We start from the raw sequence: 22,293 nt of genomic DNA on the forward strand, positions 1-22,293 counted from the left end.
TCAATTCCCAAACATCAATGCGGTCAGCACAAAATCCAGCCCCAGAACAGCCAGAGACGAGTGGACAACGGTGCGAGTGGTTGCCCGGCTAATCCCGGCAGACGTCGGGATGGCGTCGTAGCCGTTAAACAACGAAATCCACGTCACCGTGATGGCGAACACCACGCTCTTAATCAGACAGTTGACCAGATCCATACGCCAGTCGACGGCATTTTGCATTGCCGACCAGAAGAACCCGCTATCAATGCCTTTCCAACTGACGCCGACCAGAGATCCGCCCCAGATCCCCACGGCGACGAAAATAACCGTCAACAGTGGTAATGAAATAACCCCAGCCCAGAAACGGGGAGATATAACCCGACGCAACGGATCCACCGCCATCATCTCCATACTGGAGAGTTGCTCTGTAGCGCGCATCAGGCCGATTTCTGCGGTTAGCGCCGAACCAGCACGCCCGGCAAACAACAACGCGGCAACCACCGGCCCCAGTTCACGCAGTAGCGATAACGCCACCAGCATACCCAGACTGGTTTCCGCACTATAAGTGGTCAGAACCAGATAACCTTGCAGCCCCAACACCATTCCGATGAACACGCCAGAAACCACAATAATCAGCATCGACAGGACGCCGACATTATAGAGCTGGCGCACCAGCAGCGGCGCATGTTTGCGAAATTCCGGTTTGCCGACCAGCGCATTGAATAACATTAACCCGGCCCGCCCGAACGTTCTCAGGGTTTTAATCCCTTTATGTCCGAGCGACGCCAGCGCATTTAACAGCATGAGTGGCTTAACTCCCTGGTAAAAGATCAGCGTGATAATCGCCGGCAGGATAGCGGAACGGAACAGGCCCGTCAGCTATCCCGTCCAGAAACTGACGTACGCGCGGATCAGGATTCGCCTGCAACGCCTGGGCACTGCCATGAGCGACAATTTTTTTGTCCGCCAGGATCCAGGCGTGATCGGCAATACTTAACACTTCCGGCACATCGTGAGAAACCACCACACAAGTCACGCCCAGCGCGCTGTTCAGCTCAGAAATCAGCTTCACCAGTACGCCCATGGTGATGGGATCTTGCCCAACAAAGGGTTCATCAAACATGATGAGATCCGGCTCCAGCGCAATCGCACGCGCCAGCGCTGCACGCCGCGCCATCCCACCGGAAAGTTCAGAAGGCATTAGTTTAGCCGCTCCACGCAGCCCCACGGCCTCCAGCTTCATCATCACCGTACTATGCAACAATGCCGCGGGAAGTTGGGTATGTTCGCGCAGTGGATAGGCGACGTTGTCAAATACGTTCATATCAGTGAACAACGCCCCGGACTGAAATAACATGCTCATCCGTTTGCGCACTGTATACAGGCGCGAACGAGACATCGCCGGAATATTCTCACCATCGAAAAGAATCTCACCATGATCTGGTGCGATTTGCCCGCCAATCAGACGGAGTAGCGTCGTTTTACCGATGCCCGATGGCCCCATGATCGCCGTGATCTTCCCTCGCGGCACGGTCAGGGAAATATTATCGAAGATGCAGCGATTGCCACGCGTAAAACTGACATCGCGCATATCGACTAAATTCGCCACAGACTGCTCCATAATTCACCCTTCGTCTTGCGTTGATTTTCTAAGCATGGCGCTCAATTTAACCTTGAACCCAACATATTTACAGAATATTACCCGCCGTGGTTAGCGAAAGCTGGCATTTGTTTTACTTTTTAGCCGCATAAAGTCAAAATTAAGAATCCGTTACGGCTTTCTGAAAATCTTCAGCGGACCGGCGAGTATACCTGAAGAAAGGACGTTAGATGCTTTTAGCTACGGCACTGTTAATTGTTGGTTTACTTTTGGTCGTTTACAGTGCCGACCGCCTGGTTTTTGCCGCGTCTATTCTTTGCCGAACCTTTGGCATCCCGCCGCTGATCATCGGCATGACGGTGGTCAGTATTGGTACATCGTTACCAGAAATCATCGTCTCGCTTGCCGCGTCTCTGCACGAACAACGCGATTTAGCCGTTGGTACAGCCCTCGGCTCAAACATTATCAATATATTGCTGATCCTCGGTCTGGCTGCGCTGGTTCGTCCTTTTACCGTCCATTCTGATGTTCTACGCCGTGAATTACCCTTAATGTTGTTGGTCAGCGTGGTGGCCGGTTCCGTACTCTATGACGGACAACTTAGTCGAAGCGATGGTATCTTTCTCCTCTTTCTGGCTGTGCTATGGCTGCTGTTCATTGTTAAACTTGCACGTCAGGCTGAACGTCAGGGGACTGACAGCCTGACCAGAGAGCAGCTTGCAGAGCTGCCTCGTGACGGCGGATTGCCCGTCGCGTTTTTATGGCTCGGCATTGCGCTTATCATCATGCCAGTGGCCACGCGGATGGTGGTTGATAACGCCACGGTGCTGGCGAATTACTTTGCCATCAGCGAGTTGACGATGGGTCTGACGGCAATTGCTATCGGAACCAGCCTGCCGGAACTGGCAACCGCAATAGCGGGGGTTCGCAAAGGTGAAAACGACATTGCTGTCGGAAATATCATTGGCGCAAACATTTTTAATATTGTCATCGTGTTGGGTTTACCCGCGCTGATAACGCCAGGAGAGATTGATCCACTGGCGTACAGTCGTGACTACAGCGTGATGTTGCTGGTGAGCATTATTTTTGCGTTGCTGTGCTGGCGGCGCTCCCCGCAACCGGGCCGTGGTGTAGGGGTATTATTAACTGGCGGATTTATCGTATGGCTGGCGATGTTGTACTGGTTATCGCCAATACTCGTTGAATAACTGGAAACGCATTATGTCGCACGTAGAGTTACAACCGGGTTTTGACTTTCAGCAAGCAGGTAAAGAAGTCCTGGCGATTGAACGTGAATGCCTGGCGGAGCTTGATCAATACATCAATCAGAATTTCACGCTTGCCTGTGAAAAGATGTTCTGGTGTAAAGGGAAAGTTGTCGTCATGGGGATGGGGAAATCGGGGCATATTGGGCGCAAAATGGCGGCAACGTTTGCCAGCACCGGTACACCTTCATTTTTCGTCCATCCTGGTGAAGCCGCGCATGGTGATTTAGGCATGGTCACCCCACAGGATGTGGTGATTGCTATCTCTAACTCAGGTGAATCCAGCGAAATCACGGCCTTAATTCCAGTGCTTAAGCGTCTTCACGTACCGTTAATCTGCATCACCGGTCGCCCGAAGAGCAGCATGGCGCGCGCCGCAGATGTTCATCTGTGTGTTAAAGTAGCGAAAGAAGCCTGTCCGTTAGGGCTGGCACCGACCAGCAGCACCACCGCCACGCTGGTTATGGGCGATGCCCTCGCTGTCGCGCTGTTAAAAGCACGCGGCTTTACTGCCGAAGATTTTGCGCTCTCACATCCAGGCGGCGCACTGGGTCGTAAACTTCTGCTGCGCGTAAACGATATTATGCATACGGGCGATGAGATCCCGCATGTTAAGAAAACGGCCAGTCTGCGTGACGCATTGCTGGAAGTTACCCGCAAAAATCTTGGTATGACTGTCATTTGCGATGACAATATGATGATTGAAGGCATCTTTACCGACGGTGATTTACGCCGTGTCTTCGATATGGGCGTGGATGTTCGTCAGTTAAGTATTGCCGATGTTATGACGCCGGGGGGAATACGCGTGCGCCCTGGCATTCTGGCCGTTGAGGCACTGAACTTAATGCAGTCCCGCCATATCACCTCCGTGATGGTTGCCGATGGCGACCATTTACTCGGTGTGTTACATATGCATGATTTACTGCGTGCAGGCGTAGTGTAAAGATTCAAGGATAAACAACAATGAGCAAAGCAGGTGCGTCGCTTGCGACCTGTTACGGCCCTGTCAGCGCCGACGTTATGGCAAAAGCAGAGAACATTCGTCTGCTGATCCTCGACGTTGATGGCGTACTGTCAGATGGCCTGATTTATATGGGCAATAACGGCGAAGAGCTGAAAGCGTTCAATGTTCGTGACGGTTATGGCATTCGTTGTGCGCTCACCTCTGATATTGAAGTCGCTATCATTACCGGGCGAAAGGCTAAACTGGTAGAAGATCGTTGTGCCACATTGGGGATCACTCACTTGTATCAGGGGCAGTCAAACAAACTGATCGCCTTTAGCGATCTGCTGGAAAAACTGGCGATTGCCCCGGAAAATGTGGCTTATGTCGGCGATGATCTCATCGACTGGCCGGTAATGGAAAAAGTGGGTTTAAGCGTCGCCGTGGCCGATGCGCATCCACTGTTGATCCCGCGCGCCGATTACGTGACGCGCATTGCTGGCGGTCGTGGCGCAGTGCGAGAAGTTTGCGACTTATTACTCCTGGCGCAGGGCAAACTGGATGAAGCCAAAGGGCAATCGATATGAGTAAAGCCAGACGTTGGGTTATCATTGTGCTATCACTGGCGGTTCTGGTGATGATCGGCATTAATATGGCCGAAAAAGACGATACCGCCCAGGTGGTCGTCAACAACAATGATCCCACCTATAAAAGCGAGCATACGGACACGCTCGTCTATAACCCAGAAGGGGCACTAAGCTATCGATTGATTGCTCAACACGTTGAATATTATTCCGATCAGGCCGTTTCGTGGTTTACGCAGCCGGTACTTACCACGTTTGATAAGGATAAAATCCCGACATGGTCCGTAAAAGCAGATAAAGCCAAGCTGACCAATGACCGGATGCTCTATTTATATGGACACGTTGAAGTCAACGCACTTGTGCCGGACTCTCAACTTCGCAGAATCACGACGGATAACGCGCAGATCAATCTGGTGACGCAGGATGTTACCTCTGAAGACCTCGTCACGTTATACGGAACAACATTTAACTCCAGCGGTCTGAAAATGCGCGGCAACTTACGCAGCAAGAACGCCGAGCTGATTGAAAAGGTTAGAACATCCTATGAAATTCAAAACAAACAAACTCAGCCTTAATCTTGTGCTTGCCAGCTCACTTCTGGCCGCCAGCATTCCGGCATTTGCCGTAACCGGAGACACTGATCAGCCGATCCACATTGAATCGGACCAGCAATCTCTTGATATGCAAGGCAACGTGGTTACCTTTACCGGTAATGTCATCGTCACCCAGGGCACCATCAAAATTAATGCCGACAAAGTGGTCGTTACCCGTCCGGGCGGCGAACAAGGTAAAGAAGTGATTGACGGCTACGGTAAACCGGCAACGTTCTACCAGATGCAGGACAACGGTAAACCCGTTGAAGGTCACGCTTCCCAGATGCACTACGAACTGGCAAAAGATTTTGTCGTTCTGACGGGTAATGCTTATCTGCAGCAGGTCGATAGCAACATTAAGGGCGATAAGATCACTTACCTGGTGAAAGAGCAGAAAATGCAGGCTTTCAGCGACAAAGGTAAGCGCGTAACCACCGTTCTGGTGCCGTCGCAGCTGCAGGACAAAAACAATAAAGGCCAGACCCCGGCACAGAAGAAGGGTAATTAATTCGTTATGGCAACATTAACTGCAAAGAATCTTGCAAAAGCCTATAAAGGCCGTCGCGTGGTAGAAGACGTCAGCCTGACCGTCAACTCCGGGGAAATTGTCGGTCTGCTGGGGCCAAACGGTGCCGGTAAGACCACCACTTTCTACATGGTTGTTGGCATTGTGCCGCGCGATGCGGGCAACATCATTATTGATGATGACGATATCAGTCTGCTGCCTCTGCATGCACGCGCGCGCCGCGGTATCGGCTATCTGCCGCAGGAAGCCTCCATTTTCCGTCGCCTCAGCGTTTACGATAACCTGATGGCGGTACTGCAAATTCGTGACGACTTGTCTGCTGAACAACGTGAAGACCGCGCGAACGAGCTGATGGAAGAGTTTCACATTGAGCACCTGCGTGACAGCATGGGGCAGTCACTCTCCGGGGGTGAACGTCGCCGTGTAGAAATTGCCCGCGCACTGGCTGCGAATCCGAAATTTATTCTGCTCGACGAACCGTTTGCCGGGGTTGACCCGATCTCGGTTATCGACATTAAACGCATCATTGAGCACCTGCGCGACAGCGGCCTGGGCGTGCTGATCACTGACCACAACGTGCGTGAAACACTGGCGGTTTGTGAACGCGCTTATATCGTCAGTCAGGGGCATTTGATCGCCCACGGCACGCCTACAGAAATCTTACAAGACGAACACGTTAAGCGTGTATACCTTGGGGAAGACTTCAGACTCTGATAGGGTAGAAGTTTGCGACGTTTTAGCAGGAGAGTACGATTCTGAACATGAAGCAAGGTTTGCAACTCAGGCTTAGCCAACAACTGGCGATGACGCCACAGCTCCAACAGGCAATTCGTCTGTTGCAGTTGTCGACGCTGGAACTTCAGCAGGAGCTACAGCAGGCGCTGGAGAGTAATCCGCTGCTTGAGCAAATCGACACTCATGAAGAAATCGACACCCGCGAAACGCAAGACAGTGAAACGCTGGACACCGCCGACGCGCTCGAACAAAAAGAGATGCCGGAAGAGCTGCCGCTCGATGCCAGTTGGGACACCATTTACACCGCTGGTACACCATCCGGCACCAGCGGTGACTACATTGACGATGAGCTGCCGGTCTATCAGGGCGAAACGACGCAGACCTTGCAGGATTACCTGATGTGGCAGGTCGAGCTGACACCGTTTTCCGACACTGACCGCGCTATTGCTACCTCTATCGTCGATGCCGTTGATGACACCGGTTATCTGACTGTCCCGCTGGAAGATATTCTTGAAAGTATGGGCGATGAAGAGATCGACATCGACGAGGTTGAAGCCGTCCTTAAGCGGATCCAACGGTTTGATCCGGTCGGTGTAGCGGCAAAAGATCTGCGTGACTGCCTGCTAATCCAACTCTCCCAATTCGATAAAACCACGCCGTGGCTGGAAGAGGCCAGACTGATCATTAGCGATCATCTCGATCTGTTAGCCAATCACGACTTCCGCACTTTAATGCGCGTCACGCGTCTGAAAGAAGATGTGCTGAAAGAAGCCGTCAATCTGATCCAGTCGCTCGATCCGCGCCCCGGGCAGTCGATCCAGACTGGCGAACCTGAGTATGTCATTCCAGATGTGCTGGTGCGTAAGCATAACGGTCACTGGACGGTAGAACTCAACAGTGACAGCATTCCGCGTCTGCAAATCAACCAGCACTACGCCTCGATGTGCAATAACGCGCGCAACGATGGTGACAGCCAGTTTATCCGCAGCAATCTGCAGGATGCCAAATGGTTGATCAAGAGTCTGGAAAGCCGTAACGATACGCTACTGCGCGTGAGTCGCTGTATCGTTGAACAGCAGCAAGCCTTCTTTGAGCAAGGTGAAGAATATATGAAACCGATGGTACTGGCCGATATCGCCCAGGCTGTCGAAATGCATGAATCGACGATATCTCGCGTGACCACGCAAAAATACCTGCATAGTCCACGAGGCATTTTTGAACTGAAGTATTTCTTTTCCAGTCACGTCAATACCGAGGGCGGCGGCGAAGCTTCCTCCACGGCGATTCGTGCGCTGGTGAAGAAATTAATCGCGGCGGAAAACCCAGCGAAACCGTTGAGCGACAGCAAGTTAACCTCTTTGCTGTCGGAACAAGGTATCATGGTGGCACGCCGCACTGTTGCGAAGTACCGAGAGTCTTTATCCATTCCGCCGTCAAACCAGCGTAAACAGCTCGTTTGACCCAACCGATAAGGAAGACACTATGCAGCTCAACATTACCGGAAATAACGTCGAGATCACCGAGGCACTGCGCGAATTTGTTACAGCCAAATTTGCCAAACTTGAGCAATATTTTGACCGAATCAACCAGGTCTATGTTGTTCTGAAAGTGGAGAAAGTCACCCACACCTCAGATGCAACACTGCATGTAAACGGTGGTGAAATTCATGCCAGCGCGGAAGGTCAGGACATGTACGCTGCCATTGATGGCTTAATTGATAAGCTGGCACGCCAGTTGACCAAACATAAAGATAAACTGAAACAACACTAATTGTCCGGGCAATTAGCATGTGCATGGCGGCCTGTTGTGCGGCACAACGGGCCATTTGTACGGTTAATGCTCCGAGCCTGTTCCACTGTTTGAGTGGGCAGGTTCTTAGGTGAAATTATGACAAATAATGATACAACTCTACAGCTTAGCAGTGTTCTTAACAGGGAATGTACGCGAAGCCGCGTCCACTGTCAGAGCAAAAAACGCGCCCTGGAAATCATCAGCGAGCTGGCGGCGAAACAACTTAGCCTGCCGCCTCAGGTGGTTTTTGAAGCTATCCTGACGCGGGAAAAAATGGGCAGTACCGGTATCGGCAATGGTATTGCCATTCCGCATGGCAAACTGGAAGAAGATACTCTGCGTGCCGTTGGCGTTTTCGTTCAGCTCGAAACGCCTATAGCTTTCGATGCCATCGACAACCAACCGGTGGACTTACTTTTTGCCCTGCTGGTGCCGGCAGACCAAACTAAAACGCACCTGCATACTCTGTCGCTGGTGGCGAAACGTCTGGCGGACAAAACCATCTGCCGCCGTTTACGCGCAGCCCAGAGCGATGAAGAGCTGTATCAAATCATTACGGATACCGAAGGTACTCCGGATGAAGCGTAGTTATTCGGTAATGTCTCTTTTAGACGTTGTGAGGAGAAACAGTACATGGTACTGATGATCGTCAGCGGACGTTCAGGTTCAGGTAAATCTGTCGCCCTGCGTGCGCTGGAAGATATGGGTTTTTACTGCGTGGATAACCTTCCCGTAGTGTTGTTACCCGATCTGGCTCGAACCCTGGCCGATCGCGAGATTTCTGCCGCCGTCAGCATTGATGTTCGTAATATGCCGGAGTCACCAGAAATATTCGAACAGGCGATGAGTAACCTGCCTGACGCTTTCTCACCGCAACTACTGTTCCTGGATGCCGACCGTAATACCTTAATTCGTCGTTACAGTGACACGCGCCGACTGCATCCGCTTTCCAGCAAAAACCTGTCGCTGGAAAGTGCTATCGACAAAGAAAGCGATCTGCTGGAGCCTCTGCGTTCGCGAGCGGATCTGATTGTCGATACCTCAGAAATGTCCGTTCACGAGCTGGCAGAAATGCTGCGTACCCGTCTGCTGGGTAAACGTGAACGTGAACTGACCATGGTCTTTGAGTCTTTCGGCTTCAAACACGGTATCCCTATCGATGCAGATTACGTCTTTGACGTGCGCTTCTTGCCGAACCCGCACTGGGATCCGAAACTGCGTCCAATGACAGGTCTTGATAAACCTGTCGCCGCGTTCCTCGACCGCCACACAGAAGTACACAATTTTATCTACCAGACGCGAAGCTATCTTGAGCTATGGTTACCTATGCTGGAAACCAACAACCGTAGCTACTTGACGGTCGCCATTGGTTGTACCGGCGGGAAGCACCGTTCGGTGTATATTGCAGAGCAACTGGCAGACTACTTCCGCTCGCGCGGTAAAAACGTCCAGTCACGCCATCGTACGCTGGAAAAACGTAAACCATGACCGTCAAGCAAACTGTTGAAATCACAAACAAGCTGGGCATGCATGCCCGGCCTGCAATGAAGCTGTTTGAATTAATGCAGGGTTTCGACGCAGAAGTGCTGTTACGTAATGACGAAGGTACCGAGGCCGAAGCCAACAGCGTTATTGCACTGCTGATGCTGGATTCTGCCAAAGGACGGCAGATTGAAGTTGAAGCGACCGGTCCACAGGAAGAGGAAGCACTGGCCGCCGTTATCGCCCTCTTTAATTCTGGTTTTGATGAAGATTAATCTTCATCACTTTGACATTCAAATCCCTTCAAGCTCCCCCGACAATAAGAAAAGCGCGTACTGAAATCGTTCTCAATCAACGTCATTTGTACATTTTGTGCGCTTTTCACTTTCAGAAGAACCTTAAGAAAACCTTAAGAAGCATTGTTTAGGTTTCGTTTAAGTTAATCGACCATACTGGAGATCGTCAGAAAATATTTCCAGGAGATGGCATGATTCGCTTATCTGAACAAAGTCCCCTGGGCACCGGAAGACATCGGAAATGTTATGCGCATCCGGAAGATGCCCAACGCTGTATCAAGATTGTCTACCATCGTGGCGATGGTGGCGATAAAGAGATCCGCCGTGAGTTAAAGTACTACGCGCATCTTGGTCGCCGGTTAAAAGACTGGAGTGGAATACCGCGCTATCACGGTACCGTTGAGACGGATTGCGGAACCGGTTATGTCTACGATGTGATTGCAGATTTTGACGGCAAACCCTCCATTACGCTGACCGAATTTGCTGAACAATGCCGTTACGAAGAAGACATTGCACAACTGCGCCAGCTACTGAAACAGCTGAAGCGTTATTTGCAGGATAACCGTATCGTGACGATGTCGCTGAAGCCGCAGAATATCCTCTGTCACCGCATCAGTGAGTCAGAGGTTATCCCCGTCGTCTGCGACAACATTGGTGAAAGCACATTGATTCCACTGGCGACCTGGTCGAAGTGGTGTTGTCTGCGTAAGCAAGAGCGGTTATGGAAACGATTTATCGCCCAACCGGCGCTGGCTATTGCCCTGCAGAAAGATCTGCAACCTCGTGAGAGCAAAACGCTGGCCCTCACTTCGCGCGAAGCTTAATCCAGCTGGTGCTGTTGCATAAACGACTCACCGCCTAACTGATACATCTGCCGTAAAATCCACGCCTGACGGCTACGCACGTAGCCCGATGGCGCGGAGACTTTGAAACGAAGTGGATTAGGTAATACAGCAGCCAGTAATGCAGCTTCCGAGCGGGTAAGTTTGCTCGCGGGTTTGTGGAAATAACGTTGTGCCGCAGCTTCGACGCCAAACACACCGTCGCCAAATTCGGCGATATTCAGGTAAACCGTCAGGATACGCTTTTTGCTCCAGACAGTTTCTATCCCCAGCGTTAATCCAGCTTCCAGCCCTTTTCGAACCCAGCTACGCCCATCCCATAAAAAGAGATTTTTGGCTGTCTGCTGAGAAATCGTTGACGCACCGCGAATACGGTTTTCATTGCGCTCGTTGTGGGCCAGGGCTTGCTCAATGGAGGCGACATCAAAGCCCCAGTGCTCAGGAAACTTCTGATCTTCTGCGGCAATCACCGCCAGTCCCATCCACGGCGAAATTTGATCCATACTGACCCAGTCAGAATGTGCCACGTAACGAAAATTGCCATGCAGCCAGGCGCTGACTTGTCGCTCGGCCATTACCGCTGAGAAAGGAACAGGCGCAACGCTAAACAACGCGATGCCCCCGCCCCAGAAAACGGCGAGGACAACCATTAACCGCAGAAGAAAACGGCGAACGAAACTAAACACCGTTAAGCGGCTTTTACTCATTCAGCCAGAACCAGCACGCGGGAAACCAGCTTATCAATGCCGCTCGCCGCTTCTGCAATGTTCTGCGCCAGCATATATGCCGGGGTGGTGACAATCTTATTGTCTTCATCAACCACGATATCATCGACAGGACATGGCACATGCTCCGCGCCCATCTCTTCCAGCACTTCTGCGGTATCGATATCAGTACCGATGGTCAAACGCAGCGGGAAATCGAAAATTTTCGGCAGCATCGCCGGGGCAATACACATAAAACCAAGCGGTTTTCCGGCCTGATGCATCGCTTGTGCCAGCGCCTTTAATTCACGGTCAACGGTGCATTCGCTACCAAGACTGGCAAAATTGCTTAAATTCTTCGCTGCGCCAAAACCCCCCGGCACAATCAACGCATCCAGTTCAGCGGCATCGGCCTGGGCCAGAGGACGGATTTCACCGCGCGTTATTCGTGCCGCTTCAATCAGCACATTGCGCGTTTCCGTCATCGCTTCGCCCGTTAAATGGTTGATAACATCAACCTGCTGCTTATCCGGTGCAAAGCAGACCGCCTGCGCACCGCTGCGTGAAATAGCTAACAACGTCAACACCGCTTCATGAATTTCAGAACCGTCATAGACGCCGCATCCGCTCAGAATTACGCCAATTTTCTTCATTGTGATCATCCTTTCGCAATTGACTGAAACACATTAATTTTTTTAATAAAAATGCTACGCATCACACATTTAACTGATTCATGTAACAAATCATTTAAGTTTTGCTATCTTAACTGCGTGCGGCCTGAAAAACAGTGCTGTGCCCTTGTAACTCATCATAATAATTTACGGCGCAGCCAAGATTTCCCTGGTGTTGGCGCAGTATTCGCGCACCCCGGTCTAGCCGGGGTCATTTTTTAGTGGCTTTTGCCACCCACGCTTTCAGTACTTCTACGTCGTGACGCCACTCTTCTTTCATCTCTTCAATCCATTCACCGACGTTATCTTCCCAGGCGGGAAGGTCAGGAGACTGAATTTGCTGACCCAGCTGTTGCAGATGGCGTAACCCCACTGACCCCGCCGCACCTTTAATTTTATGTCCTTCCTCAACAATGCCTTTTTTATCCTGCGCCGTCAGATTCGACTCCAGCACGCTGACATAGCCCGGCATCATCTTCTCAAACACCGCTAACCCGTCGGTGATCAGCTTCGGTCCTACAAGTTCGAGATACTGTTCCAGCATGGGAATATCGAGCAATGCTTCTGATTTACTGTTCTCTTCTGTCGTCACCGTACTCTCCTCATCATCCTGGGTATCCCAGAATTTCTTGATCATCGCGGTTAGCGCCGGAACAGAAAGCGGCTTACTCAGCACATCATCCATTCCAGCATTGAGGTACTCTTGTTTGTCTTTCAGCACGTTAGCGGTTAAGGCCACCAGCGGCGGTAAATCCTCGCGCGGATAACGCTTCGTCAGTTCACGAGAGATATCCAGCCCGGTCATATCTGGCAACTGAATATCCAGCAATACCAGGTCGTATTCGCCCGGTTTAAACATCTCCAGCGCCGCCTTGCCGGTCATGGCGACATCAACGCTGTTACCTAATTTTTCCAGCACAGAACGCGCGACAATCACGTTCAGTTCAATGTCTTCCACCAGCAGCACATTCAGCGCCGGTAAAGGCATATCGTCTTCATCAAACGCATCATCGACCTCTTCAGCCACCGACGGTGCGTGGATCGTCAACGTAAAGGTTGAACCTTTGCCCTGTTCGCTGGTAACCGTAATATCGCCGCCCATATTTTTCGCCAGACGACGAGAAACGGCCAGACCAATACCGGTGCCGGTGGCAGGTTTACCGCCATGACTGTCTTTCACCTGGTAATACATGGCAAAGATTTTATCCAGCTCATCCTGCGGAATGCCGATACCAGAGTCTTCCACTTCAAAATGCAGCATATCGCCTTCATCGTAGCGCACGCGCACGGTAACCTGGCCTTGCTGGGTGAATTTGACGGCGTTACTGATGAGATTCCACAGGATCTGCCGTAAACGCGTCCCGTCGGTAATGACCTGATGCGGTAATGGCAGCGTAGGCTCCAGATTAAAGCGCAATCCTTTTTGTTGCGCCTGCAATGCGGAGAGATTTTCCAGATCGGCAAGGAAGCTGGTGAAATCAACCGGCTGATTATCAAGCTGGACCTTACGCCGTTCCATCTTATCCATGTCGATAATATCGTTGAAGATATTCCCGAGCGTGACGGCCGAAACATGGATGGTTTTGAGATATTTTTCCTGCTCGGCGGTGAGTTCGGTATCCAGCAGAATGCGGCTCAGGCCGACGATACCATTCAGCGGTGTACGCAATTCGTGACTGATGGTGGAAATAAACGTCGTTTTGTCGCGGCTGGCGCGTTCAAGCGCATCCTGATACCGCTTACGCTCGGTAATGTCGCGACCAAAACCCATCAAACCGTGACGTTTACCCACGCGGTCGTAGTACGGCACTTTACGGATTTCAAAACAGGCTTTGCGCCCGTCCGGGTAATCCAGCCACTGTTCATAGGTCAGTGACACATTATGACGGAACACTTTTTCATCGGTTTCAATGACTTTCGCAGCGGCTTCCGGTGAGTAAACATCAGCAGGTTTCAGGTGAACCAGTTGTTTTTCGCTTTTTCCGGTCAGCAGCTCCATCGCGCGGTTACAGCCGGAAAACTCTTTATCTTCGTTACGATAAAAAACCAGGTCGGGTGAAGCGTCAAGGAAGGAACGTAAGAATGAGGATTGCTGCTCGAGCTGAATTTGTGTCTCTTCGCGCTCTTTGATTTCAATTTTCAGTTGGCCGAAGGTTTCCTGCAGTTCTGCTTCCGCTTTTTCACGAACGGCAATTTCCTGATTTAGCTGGGCAATATTATCTTTTAACTGAACGTTGAGGCTCAAATCGCGCTCGCGCATCTCCTCCAGTTTTTGCACCAGCCGTGACAGACGTTGTCGTGACTCCTCCAATTGCTCGACGACCACCGATAGAAAGTAGACCGCCCATGGCGTAATCAGCAAACCAAAGAAGATAGAACGAATAACATCAATGCTTTCGACCTGACCATGCAGCACCATGGTTACCGCCATTTGTACCACAATGGCGAGTACAACGAGGGCCAACGCCAGCAACATTGAGAAGCGCACCAGACCTAACTTCATCATCAGGTCAACATAATACTGCGCCAGCAGACGAATTTGCTTCATTAGGGAATTCCTTCACGACAACCTGCCCCAATAATACCCAATTCTGACAGTTACGTTATAAATTGTGTGAGAAATGCGGAATTCCCCTCAACGACCTACTCCGTTGGAGGTAGCCACGGACGTCCCAGCGCCGATCCCTGTACGCCATGTTCATTCAGATAGCGATCCAGCTCGACCATTCCCGTCCATCGATTTTCGCACCACAGAGGAGCAAGCAGCGTCGGGCGACGGGCGCTGGCGGAAATGCGGTGGTAGATCACTTCCGGTGGCGTATGGCGAATCATTTCTCCGGCAGTGAGCGTGTAATCCTCCAGTTCAATACCGTTCAAACGCCCCGCTTCCCAGGCTTTCGCCATAATGCTGCCTTTCACTATATGCAGCGGATGCAGCTTTATGCCGTCCACGCCGGTTTCAACCACTCGCTCCAGCGTTTGCAAACATTCAGCCTGCCCTTCGCCAGGCAGGCCAACAATTAAGTGAGAACACACCTTCAGCCCACGCTCACGCGCCAGCTGCGTCGTGCGCTGATAGCAGGCAAAATCATGACCGCGATTGATGCGATGCAGTGTTTTGTCGTGGGCGGTTTGTAGCCCCAGCTCCAGCCACACTTCGTAGCCCTGGTCCTTATATTCGCAAAGCAGATCCAGCACCGCATCCGGCACGCAGTCCGGGCGGGTACCAACACACAAACCGACAATATTGGCCTGGCTCACCGCCTGCTGATACATCGAACGCAGCACCTGAACTTCCGCAAAGGTGCTGGTATACGCCTGAAAGTAGGCCAGATAGCGTTTAGCGCGGTTAACTAAATTCGCCTGGTGCGCCAGTTGCTCGGCAATGGAACGATGCTGCTGCGCTTCATCGGCAAACGAGGCAACATTACAGAATGTGCAGCCGCCACGCCCGATGGTACCGTCACGGTTAGGGCAGCTAAAACCGCCATGCAGCGTCAGCTTATGCACCTTTTGCCCATAACGACGGGTGAGATCACCACCAAACATATTGACTAATTTCTGTAACTGCATAATCTGATAGACCGCGCCTTGAAAAGAGGCCAAAGCCTGCCATTTTTAGCTCAATTCGGCGATGACCTGGATCAATCGTCCCGGCCTGCTTTTATCAACTGCATAATCAATCAAAATTACCGAAATTTCATGCATAATCACATAAATCACTTTTGCTTATCTTGTGTCAGATTTTTTTATCTCCTTATGGATTTTAGGCAAAAACAGTAGCATGAAACGTCATTACCAATTAAGGCAGTATAAAATGCTGGTTTTCTCGTCAGTTCAAGGCAGGATAAGGGTTAACACGCCTTTATGACAGTCAGGAATTGGCAGTTTCTCTAACGACTCCCCTTTTAGCCTTAAAGAGAAAATCCATTTTAATTTCAGCTAATTAATAAAGAATTTTGCGCTAAAGCACATTTCTGTACCAATAAGCTTGCCATTTGACCTGTATCAGCTTTCCCGATAAGTTGGAAATCCGCTGGAAGCTTTCTGGATGAGCAGCCTGCTCATCATATTTATGCAGTAATTGAGATCCCCTCTTCACCGTATTAACCGATGCGAAAAGGACAACAAGGGGGCGAATGCGAGGCGCGCGTATGACACGCAAACCCCGTCGCCACGCTCTTTCTGTGCCCGTGCGCAGCGGTTCGGAAGTGGGGTTCCCGCAGAGCCTGGGGGAGGTTCACGATATGTTGTACGATAAATCCCTTGAGAGGGATAACTGTGGTTTCGGCCTGATCGCCCACATAGAAGGCGAACCTAGCCACAAGGTAGTGCGTACTGCAATACACGCACTGGCCCGCATGCAGCACCGTGGCGCGATTCTCGCCGATGGTAAAACCGGTGACGGTTGCGGCTTGCTGTTACAAAAACCGGATCGCTTTTTTCGCATCGTTGCGCAGGAGCGCGGCTGGCGTTTAGCAAAAAACTACGCCGTCGGGATGCTCTTCCTGAATAATGATCCTGAACTCGCCGCTGCCGCACGCCGCATCGTTGAAGAAGAGCTGCAACGCGAAACGTTGTCGATTGTGGGCTGGCGTGATGTCCCCACCAACGAAGGCGTGCTGGGTGAAATCGCCCTCTCCTCTCTGCCACGCATTGAGCAAATTTTTGTGAACGCCCCGGCAGGCTGGCGTCCGCGCGATATGGAGCGCCGTCTGTTTATCGCCCGCCGCCGCATTGAAAAGCGTCTCGAAGCCGACAAAGACTTCTACGTCTGTAGCCTGTCGAATCTGGTCAATATTTATAAAGGTCTGTGTATGCCGGCGGATCTGCCGCGCTTCTACCTGGACCTCGCGGACCTGCGTCTGGAATCGGCTATCTGCCTGTTTCACCAGCGCTTTTCCACTAACACCGTACCGCGCTGGCCGCTGGCGCAGCCGTTCCGCTACCTCGCGCATAACGGTGAAATCAACACCATCACCGGTAACCGCCAATGGGCGCGTGCGCGTACCTATAAATTCCAGACGCCGCTGATCCCTGACCTGCACGACGCCGCGCCGTTCGTCAACGAAACCGGCTCTGACTCCAGTTCGATGGATAACATGCTGGAACTCCTGCTGGCAGGCGGGATGGATATCATCCGTGCCATGCGTCTGTTAGTGCCACCAGCCTGGCAGAACAACCCGGATATGGACCCGGAACTGCGTGCCTTCTTTGACTTTAACTCCATGCATATGGAGCCGTGGGATGGTCCGGCAGGGATCGTGATGTCCGATGGCCGTTTCGCCGCCTGTAACCTCGACCGTAACGGTCTGCGTCCGGCACGCTACGTCATCACCAAAGATAAACTGATCACCTGCGCCTCTGAAGTCGGTATCTGGGATTATCAGCCTGACGAAGTGGTCGAAAAAGGCCGCGTAGGGCCAGGCGAACTGATGGTGATCGACACTCGCAGTGGGCGCATTCTACACTCGGCAGAAACCGATGATGACCTGAAAAGCCGCCATCCCTATAAAGAGTGGATGGAGAAAAACGTCCGCCGTCTGGTACCGTTTGAAGATCTGCCCGATGAAGAAGTGGGTAGCCGCGAACTGGACGACGACACGCTTGCCAGCTACCAGAAACAGTTTAACTACAGCGCGGAAGAGCTGGATTCGGTGATCCGCGTACTGGGTGAAAACGGTCAGGAAGCGGTCGGTTCGATGGGCGACGATACCCCATTCGCCGTGCTCTCCAGCCAGCCGCGCATTATTTACGACTACTTCCGCCAGCAGTTTGCTCAGGTAACCAACCCGCCAATCGACCCGCTGCGCGAAGCGCATGTTATGTCGCTCGCCACCAGTATCGGTCGTGAAATGAACGTCTTCTGTGAAGCAGAAGGCCAGGCGCACCGTTTAAGCTTTAAATCGCCGATTCTGCTCTATTCCGATTTCAAACAGCTCACGACGATGAAAGAGGATCACTACCGCGCAGATACGCTGGATATCACCTTTGACGTCACTAAAACCACGCTCGAAGCGACGGTGAAAGAGCTGTGCGACAAAGCCGAAAAAATGGTACGTAGTGGCACCGTGCTGCTGGTGCTCTCCGACCGGAATATCGCTAAAGATCGCCTGCCGGTTCCGGCTCCGATGGCGGTTGGCGCGATCCAGACCCGTCTTGTCGAGCAAAGCCTGCGTTGCGATGCCAACATCATCGTAGAAACCGCCAGCGCCCGTGATCCGCACCACTTCGCCGTGTTGCTGGGTTTCGGCGCGACGGCTATTTATCCATACCTTGCCTATGAAACGCTGGGCCGCCTGGTAGACACCCACGCGATTGCCAAAGATTATCGTACCGTGATGCTCAACTATCGTAACGGCATCAACAAAGGCTTGTACAAAATCATGTCCAAAATGGGCATCTCCACCATCGCCTCTTACCGCTGCTCGAAACTGTTTGAAGCGGTCGGTCTGCACGATGATGTCGTGGGCCTGTGCTTCCAGGGGGCGGTTAGCCGCATTGGGGGGGCTAGCTTTGAAGACTTCCAGCAGGATCTGCTGAATCTGTCGAAACGAGCCTGGCTGGCGCGTAAGCCTATCAGCCAGGGCGGCCTGCTGAAATACGTGCACGGTGGCGAATACCACGCCTACAATCCGGACGTGGTGCGCACGCTGCAACAGGCGGTACAGAGCGGCGAGTATAGCGACTATCAGGAATACGCGAAGCTGGTTAATGAGCGTCCGGCAACCACGCTACGCGATCTGCTGGCAATTACGCCGGGTGAAAACGCGGTCAACATTGCTGATGTTGAACCGGCAAGCGAACTGTTTAAACGCTTCGATACCGCCGCGATGTCTATCGGCGCGTTAAGCCCGGAAGCCCACGAGGCGCTGGCGGAAGCGATGAACAGCATCGGCGGTAACTCAAACTCCGGCGAAGGCGGTGAAGACCCGGCGCGCTATGGCACTAACAAAGTGTCGCGCATCAAGCAGGTGGCGTCCGGTCGCTTCGGCGTTACTCCGGCGTACCTGGTCAATGCCGACGTCATTCAGATAAAAGTCGCCCAGGGCGCGAAGCCGGGTGAAGGTGGTCAGTTACCGGGTGATAAAGTCACTCCTTACATTGCCAAACTGCGCTATTCGGTGCCGGGCGTGACGCTGATCTCCCCGCCGCCGCACCACGATATCTACTCTATTGAGGATTTAGCGCAGCTGATTTTCGACCTCAAGCAGGTTAACCCGAAAGCGATGATCTCCGTGAAGCTGGTTTCCGAACCGGGCGTAGGCACCATCGCGACTGGCGTGGCAAAAGCTTATGCCGATTTAATCACCATCGCAGGCTATGACGGCGGCACCGGCGCAAGTCCGCTTTCATCGGTGAAATACGCAGGCTGTCCGTGGGAGCTGGGGCTTGTTGAAACCCAACAGGCGCTGGTTGCCAACGGCTTGCGTCACAAGATCCGTTTGCAGGTCGATGGCGGCCTGAAAACGGGTGTCGATATCATCAAAGCAGCGATTCTTGGCGCGGAAAGTTTTGGCTTCGGCACTGGCCCGATGGTAGCGCTTGGCTGTAAATATCTGCGAATTTGCCACCTGAACAACTGCGCCACGGGTGTAGCAACTCAGGATGACAAACTGCGTAAGAATCACTATCACGGCCTGCCGTTCAAAGTGACTAATTACTTTGAGTTTATCGCCCGTGAAACCCGCGAGCTGATGGCACAGCTGGGGGTAACGCGTCTGGTGGATCTGATTGGTCGCACCGACCTGCTGAAAGAGCTGGACGGTTTCACCGCCAAACAGCAGAAACTGGCACTGTCGAAGCTGCTGGAGACTGCTGAGCCGCATCCTGGTAAAGCGCTCTACTGCACCGAAAACAACCCGCCGTTTGATAACGGCCTGCTGAACGCGCAGTTGCTGCAACAGGCAAAACCGTTTGTCGATGAACGCCAGAGCAAAACCTTCTGGTTCGATATCCGCAACACCGACCGTTCTGTCGGCGCATCGCTTTCAGGCTATATCGCCCAGACGCACGGCGATCAGGGGCTGGCTGCCGATCCTATCAAAGCGTACTTCAACGGCACCGCAGGCCAGAGCTTCGGCGTGTGGAACGCGGGCGGCGTGGAACTGTACCTGACCGGTGATGCCAACGACTATGTCGGTAAAGGCATGGCGGGCGGCTTAATCGCCATTCGTCCTCCGGTTGGCTCAGCCTTCCGCAGCCATGAAGCGAGCATTATCGGCAACACCTGCCTGTATGGCGCGACCGGTGGTCGTCTGTATGCCGCAGGCCGCGCGGGTGAACGTTTCGGCGTGCGTAACTCCGGTGCTATCACCGTGGTAGAAGGCATTGGCGACAACGGCTGTGAATATATGACGGGTGGTATCGTCTGTATTCTGGGTAAAACCGGCGTTAACTTCGGCGCAGGCATGACTGGCGGCTTCGCTTACGTTCTCGATGAAAGCGGCGATTTCCGCAAACGCGTTAACCCGGAACTGGTCGAGGTCTTAAGCGTTGACGATCTGGCGATCCATGAAGAGCATCTGCGCGGTCTTATCACCGAGCATGTTCAGCATACCGGTTCTCAGCGCGGTGAAGAGATTCTGGCGAACTGGTCAACCTTCGCCACTAAATTTGCGCTGGTTAAACCGAAGTCCAGTGATGTAAAAGCACTGCTGGGTCACCGTAGTCGTAGCGCAGCAGAGTTGCGCGTGCAGGCGCAGTAAGGGGTAGCAACAATGAGTCAGAATGTTTATCAATTTATCGACCTGCAGCGCGTTGATCCGCCTAAGAAACCGCTGAAGATCCGCAAAATTGAGTTTGTTGAAATTTACGAGCCGTTTTCCGAAGGCCAGGCCAAAGCGCAGGCTGACCGCTGCCTGTCGTGCGGCAACCCATACTGCGAGTGGAAATGCCCGGTACACAACTACATCCCGAACTGGCTGAAGCTCGCCAACGAGGGGCGTATTTTTGAAGCGGCGGAACTGTCGCACCAGACCAACACCCTGCCGGAAGTATGCGGACGTGTCTGCCCGCAAGACCGTCTGTGCGAAGGTTCCTGCACCCTGAACGATGAGTTTGGCGCTGTGACCATCGGCAACATTGAGCGTTATATCAACGATAAAGCGTTCGAAATGGGCTGGCGTCCGGATCTGTCCGGCGTGAAACAGACCGGTAAAAAAGTGGCGATTATCGGCGCTGGCCCGGCGGGTCTGGCGTGTGCGGATGTTCTGACGCGCAACGGCGTAAAAGCGGTCGTCTTCGACCGTCACCCGGAAATTGGCGGATTGCTGACCTTCGGTATTCCGGCTTTCAAGCTGGAAAAAGAGGTAATGACGCGCCGCCGTGAAATCTTCACCGGCATGGGTATTGAATTCAAACTCAATACCGAAGTGGGCCGCGACGTGCAGCTGGACGATCTGCTGAGTGATTACGATGCCGTGTTCCTTGGCGTCGGGACTTATCAGTCAATGCGCGGCGGGCTGGAAAACGAAGACGCCGATGGCGTGTACGCAGCGCTGCCGTTCCTTATCGCCAACACCAAACAGTTAATGGGCTTTGGTGAAACCCGCGACGAACCGTTCGTCAGCATGGAAGGCAAACGCGTGGTGGTCCTTGGCGGTGGCGACACTGCGATGGACTGCGTGCGCACGTCTGTACGCCAGGGGGCAAAGCACGTTACCTGTGCCTATCGTCGTGATGAAGAGAACATGCCGGGTTCCCGCCGCGAAGTGAAAAACGCGCGGGAAGAAGGCGTAGAGTTCAAATTCAACGTCCAGCCGCTGGGTATAGAAGTGAATGGCAACGGCAAAGTCAGCGGCGTAAAAATGGTGCGCACAGAAATGGGCGAACCGGATGCCAAAGGCCGTCGCCGCGCGGAGATTGTGGCAGGTTCCGAACATATCGTTCCGGCAGATGCGGTGATCATGGCGTTTGGTTTCCGTCCACACAGCATGGAATGGCTGGCAAAACACAGCGTCGAGCTGGATTCGCAAGGGCGCATTATCGCCCCGGAAGGCAGCGACAACGCTTTCCAGACCAGCAACCCGAAAATCTTTGCTGGCGGTGATATCGTCCGAGGTTCCGATCTGGTGGTGACCGCTATTGCCGAAGGTCGTAAGGCGGCAGACGGTATTATGAACTGGCTGGAAGTTTAAGCTCTGTCCCAGCGCCGCCTCCTCAGAAAAGAGTCGGCGCTGAAATTCTCCTTTCTTTCTGGAAAGCGCCTCGCATAATCTTAAGAAAACCAATGTAATACGCTCATCTGGATTGTTACCGGTAGATGCCCGGCGTATAGCTG

20 protein-coding genes are annotated in these 22,293 nt (G+C 52.6%); 14 read left to right on the plus strand and 6 right to left on the minus strand.

Features of this window, described 5'->3' with window-relative positions:
* Both mlaE and mlaF read right to left on the minus strand, forming a co-directional pair.
* Positions 1–783, minus strand: coding sequence for a lipid asymmetry maintenance ABC transporter permease subunit MlaE (gene mlaE / locus ACJHWT_RS01095; protein ID WP_000925795.1), 783 nt, complete (start codon positions 781–783; stop codon positions 1–3).
* 7 nt (positions 784–790) lie between these two features.
* Complete coding sequence (gene mlaF / locus ACJHWT_RS01100; RefSeq protein ID WP_000438239.1) at positions 791–1,600, minus strand: phospholipid ABC transporter ATP-binding protein MlaF; 810 nt, start codon at positions 1,598–1,600, stop codon at positions 791–793.
* Between the two features lie 209 nt (positions 1,601–1,809).
* Between mlaF and ACJHWT_RS01105 the strand changes: the two genes are divergently transcribed.
* The 12 genes from ACJHWT_RS01105 to yrbL all read left to right on the plus strand — a co-directional run bounded on the left by ACJHWT_RS01105 (position 1,810) and on the right by yrbL (position 10,618).
* Positions 1,810–2,787, plus strand: coding sequence for a calcium/sodium antiporter (locus ACJHWT_RS01105; protein ID WP_000922872.1), 978 nt, complete (start codon positions 1,810–1,812; stop codon positions 2,785–2,787).
* Positions 2,788–2,800: 13 nt separating this feature from the next.
* Positions 2,801–3,787, plus strand: coding sequence for an arabinose-5-phosphate isomerase KdsD (kdsD, locus tag ACJHWT_RS01110; protein ID WP_001318060.1), 987 nt, complete (start codon positions 2,801–2,803; stop codon positions 3,785–3,787).
* Positions 3,788–3,807: 20 nt separating this feature from the next.
* The gene (gene kdsC / locus ACJHWT_RS01115) at positions 3,808–4,374 is read left to right on the plus strand and encodes a 3-deoxy-manno-octulosonate-8-phosphatase KdsC (protein ID WP_000030016.1); all 567 of its coding nucleotides are present in this window, start codon (positions 3,808–3,810) and stop codon (positions 4,372–4,374) included.
* Entirely contained in the window at positions 4,371–4,946 is a 576-nt protein-coding gene (gene lptC, locus ACJHWT_RS01120) for an LPS export ABC transporter periplasmic protein LptC (protein WP_000030537.1), read from the plus strand. Before kdsC ends, lptC begins: the two co-directional genes overlap by 4 nt.
* On the plus strand, positions 4,915–5,472 hold the full coding sequence (gene lptA / locus ACJHWT_RS01125; RefSeq protein ID WP_000669785.1) for a lipopolysaccharide ABC transporter substrate-binding protein LptA: 558 nt from the start codon (positions 4,915–4,917) through the stop codon (positions 5,470–5,472). Before lptC ends, lptA begins: the two co-directional genes overlap by 32 nt.
* Before the next feature lie 6 nt (positions 5,473–5,478).
* Positions 5,479–6,204, plus strand: coding sequence for an LPS export ABC transporter ATP-binding protein (lptB, locus tag ACJHWT_RS01130; RefSeq protein WP_000224099.1), 726 nt, complete (start codon positions 5,479–5,481; stop codon positions 6,202–6,204).
* A gap of 47 nt (positions 6,205–6,251) precedes the next feature.
* Positions 6,252–7,685 (plus strand): RNA polymerase factor sigma-54, encoded by a 1,434-nt coding sequence (gene rpoN, locus ACJHWT_RS01135; RefSeq protein WP_000809051.1) that lies wholly within the window; start codon positions 6,252–6,254, stop codon positions 7,683–7,685.
* Between the two features lie 22 nt (positions 7,686–7,707).
* The gene (gene hpf, locus ACJHWT_RS01140; RefSeq protein WP_001176599.1) at positions 7,708–7,995 is read left to right on the plus strand and encodes a ribosome hibernation promoting factor; all 288 of its coding nucleotides are present in this window, start codon (positions 7,708–7,710) and stop codon (positions 7,993–7,995) included.
* Between the two features lie 117 nt (positions 7,996–8,112).
* Entirely contained in the window at positions 8,113–8,604 is a 492-nt protein-coding gene (gene ptsN, locus ACJHWT_RS01145; protein WP_000183676.1) for a PTS IIA-like nitrogen regulatory protein PtsN, read from the plus strand.
* 45 nt (positions 8,605–8,649) lie between these two features.
* Positions 8,650–9,504, plus strand: a complete 855-nt coding sequence (rapZ, locus tag ACJHWT_RS01150; RefSeq protein WP_000243741.1) for an RNase adapter RapZ — start codon at positions 8,650–8,652, stop codon at positions 9,502–9,504.
* The gene (npr, locus tag ACJHWT_RS01155) at positions 9,501–9,773 is read left to right on the plus strand and encodes a PTS phosphocarrier protein NPr (protein WP_000216791.1); all 273 of its coding nucleotides are present in this window, start codon (positions 9,501–9,503) and stop codon (positions 9,771–9,773) included. The genes rapZ and npr overlap by 4 nt, the downstream gene beginning before the upstream one ends.
* Before the next feature lie 212 nt (positions 9,774–9,985).
* The gene (gene yrbL / locus ACJHWT_RS01160) at positions 9,986–10,618 is read left to right on the plus strand and encodes a PhoP regulatory network protein YrbL (protein ID WP_000620405.1); all 633 of its coding nucleotides are present in this window, start codon (positions 9,986–9,988) and stop codon (positions 10,616–10,618) included.
* Here the strand turns inward: yrbL and mtgA are convergent.
* The 4 genes from mtgA to ACJHWT_RS01180 all read right to left on the minus strand — a co-directional run bounded on the left by mtgA (position 10,615) and on the right by ACJHWT_RS01180 (position 15,584).
* Entirely contained in the window at positions 10,615–11,343 is a 729-nt protein-coding gene (mtgA, locus tag ACJHWT_RS01165; RefSeq protein WP_000047075.1) for a monofunctional biosynthetic peptidoglycan transglycosylase, read from the minus strand. The genes yrbL and mtgA overlap by 4 nt on opposite strands.
* Positions 11,340–11,993: an isoprenoid biosynthesis glyoxalase ElbB gene (elbB, locus tag ACJHWT_RS01170; RefSeq protein ID WP_001300411.1), complete on the minus strand. Its 654-nt coding sequence runs from the start codon at positions 11,991–11,993 to the stop codon at positions 11,340–11,342. The genes mtgA and elbB overlap by 4 nt, the downstream gene beginning before the upstream one ends.
* 229 nt (positions 11,994–12,222) lie before the next feature.
* Entirely contained in the window at positions 12,223–14,559 is a 2,337-nt protein-coding gene (gene arcB / locus ACJHWT_RS01175) for an aerobic respiration two-component sensor histidine kinase ArcB (RefSeq protein ID WP_000809774.1), read from the minus strand.
* A 95-nt stretch (positions 14,560–14,654) separates the two neighbouring features.
* Positions 14,655–15,584: a TIGR01212 family radical SAM protein gene (locus ACJHWT_RS01180; RefSeq protein WP_001306030.1), complete on the minus strand. Its 930-nt coding sequence runs from the start codon at positions 15,582–15,584 to the stop codon at positions 14,655–14,657.
* A gap of 674 nt (positions 15,585–16,258) precedes the next feature.
* Between ACJHWT_RS01180 and gltB the strand changes: the two genes are divergently transcribed.
* Together gltB and gltD are read left to right on the plus strand one after the other, a co-directional pair.
* Positions 16,259–20,719 (plus strand): glutamate synthase large subunit, encoded by a 4,461-nt coding sequence (gltB, locus tag ACJHWT_RS01185; protein ID WP_001696240.1) that lies wholly within the window; start codon positions 16,259–16,261, stop codon positions 20,717–20,719.
* 12 nt (positions 20,720–20,731) lie between these two features.
* On the plus strand, positions 20,732–22,150 hold the full coding sequence (gene gltD / locus ACJHWT_RS01190; RefSeq protein ID WP_000081645.1) for a glutamate synthase subunit GltD: 1,419 nt from the start codon (positions 20,732–20,734) through the stop codon (positions 22,148–22,150).
* Positions 22,151–22,293: the final 143 nt, after the last annotated feature.

It is taken from the genome of Escherichia sp. WS338 (assembly GCF_046486405.1).
GTDB classification, from domain to species: Bacteria; Pseudomonadota; Gammaproteobacteria; order Enterobacterales; family Enterobacteriaceae; genus Escherichia; species Escherichia coli.

Bases quoted from the DNA above. Each gene is read 5' to 3' on its own strand.
- ptsN (WP_000183676.1), top strand. From the start codon at position 8,113: ATGACAAATAATGATACAACTCTACAGCTTAGCAGTGTTCTTAACAGG.
- hpf (WP_001176599.1), top strand. From the start codon at position 7,708: ATGCAGCTCAACATTACCGGAAATAACGTCGAGATCACCGAGGCACTG.
- arcB (WP_000809774.1), bottom strand. From the start codon at position 14,559: ATGAAGCAAATTCGTCTGCTGGCGCAGTATTATGTTGACCTGATGATG.
- ACJHWT_RS01105 (WP_000922872.1), top strand. From the start codon at position 1,810: ATGCTTTTAGCTACGGCACTGTTAATTGTTGGTTTACTTTTGGTCGTT.
- kdsD (WP_001318060.1), top strand. From the start codon at position 2,801: ATGTCGCACGTAGAGTTACAACCGGGTTTTGACTTTCAGCAAGCAGGT.
- lptA (WP_000669785.1), top strand. From the start codon at position 4,915: ATGAAATTCAAAACAAACAAACTCAGCCTTAATCTTGTGCTTGCCAGC.
- yrbL (WP_000620405.1), top strand. From the start codon at position 9,986: ATGATTCGCTTATCTGAACAAAGTCCCCTGGGCACCGGAAGACATCGG.
- kdsC (WP_000030016.1), top strand. From the start codon at position 3,808: ATGAGCAAAGCAGGTGCGTCGCTTGCGACCTGTTACGGCCCTGTCAGC.
- mlaF (WP_000438239.1), bottom strand. From the start codon at position 1,600: ATGGAGCAGTCTGTGGCGAATTTAGTCGATATGCGCGATGTCAGTTTT.
- lptB (WP_000224099.1), top strand. From the start codon at position 5,479: ATGGCAACATTAACTGCAAAGAATCTTGCAAAAGCCTATAAAGGCCGT.
- elbB (WP_001300411.1), bottom strand. From the start codon at position 11,993: ATGAAGAAAATTGGCGTAATTCTGAGCGGATGCGGCGTCTATGACGGT.
- rpoN (WP_000809051.1), top strand. From the start codon at position 6,252: ATGAAGCAAGGTTTGCAACTCAGGCTTAGCCAACAACTGGCGATGACG.
- rapZ (WP_000243741.1), top strand. From the start codon at position 8,650: ATGGTACTGATGATCGTCAGCGGACGTTCAGGTTCAGGTAAATCTGTC.
- mlaE (WP_000925795.1), bottom strand. From the start codon at position 783: ATGCTGTTAAATGCGCTGGCGTCGCTCGGACATAAAGGGATTAAAACC.
- ACJHWT_RS01180 (WP_001306030.1), bottom strand. From the start codon at position 15,584: ATGCAGTTACAGAAATTAGTCAATATGTTTGGTGGTGATCTCACCCGT.
- lptC (WP_000030537.1), top strand. From the start codon at position 4,371: ATGAGTAAAGCCAGACGTTGGGTTATCATTGTGCTATCACTGGCGGTT.
- mtgA (WP_000047075.1), bottom strand. From the start codon at position 11,343: ATGAGTAAAAGCCGCTTAACGGTGTTTAGTTTCGTTCGCCGTTTTCTT.
- gltD (WP_000081645.1), top strand. From the start codon at position 20,732: ATGAGTCAGAATGTTTATCAATTTATCGACCTGCAGCGCGTTGATCCG.
- npr (WP_000216791.1), top strand. From the start codon at position 9,501: ATGACCGTCAAGCAAACTGTTGAAATCACAAACAAGCTGGGCATGCAT.
- gltB (WP_001696240.1), top strand. From the start codon at position 16,259: ATGTTGTACGATAAATCCCTTGAGAGGGATAACTGTGGTTTCGGCCTG.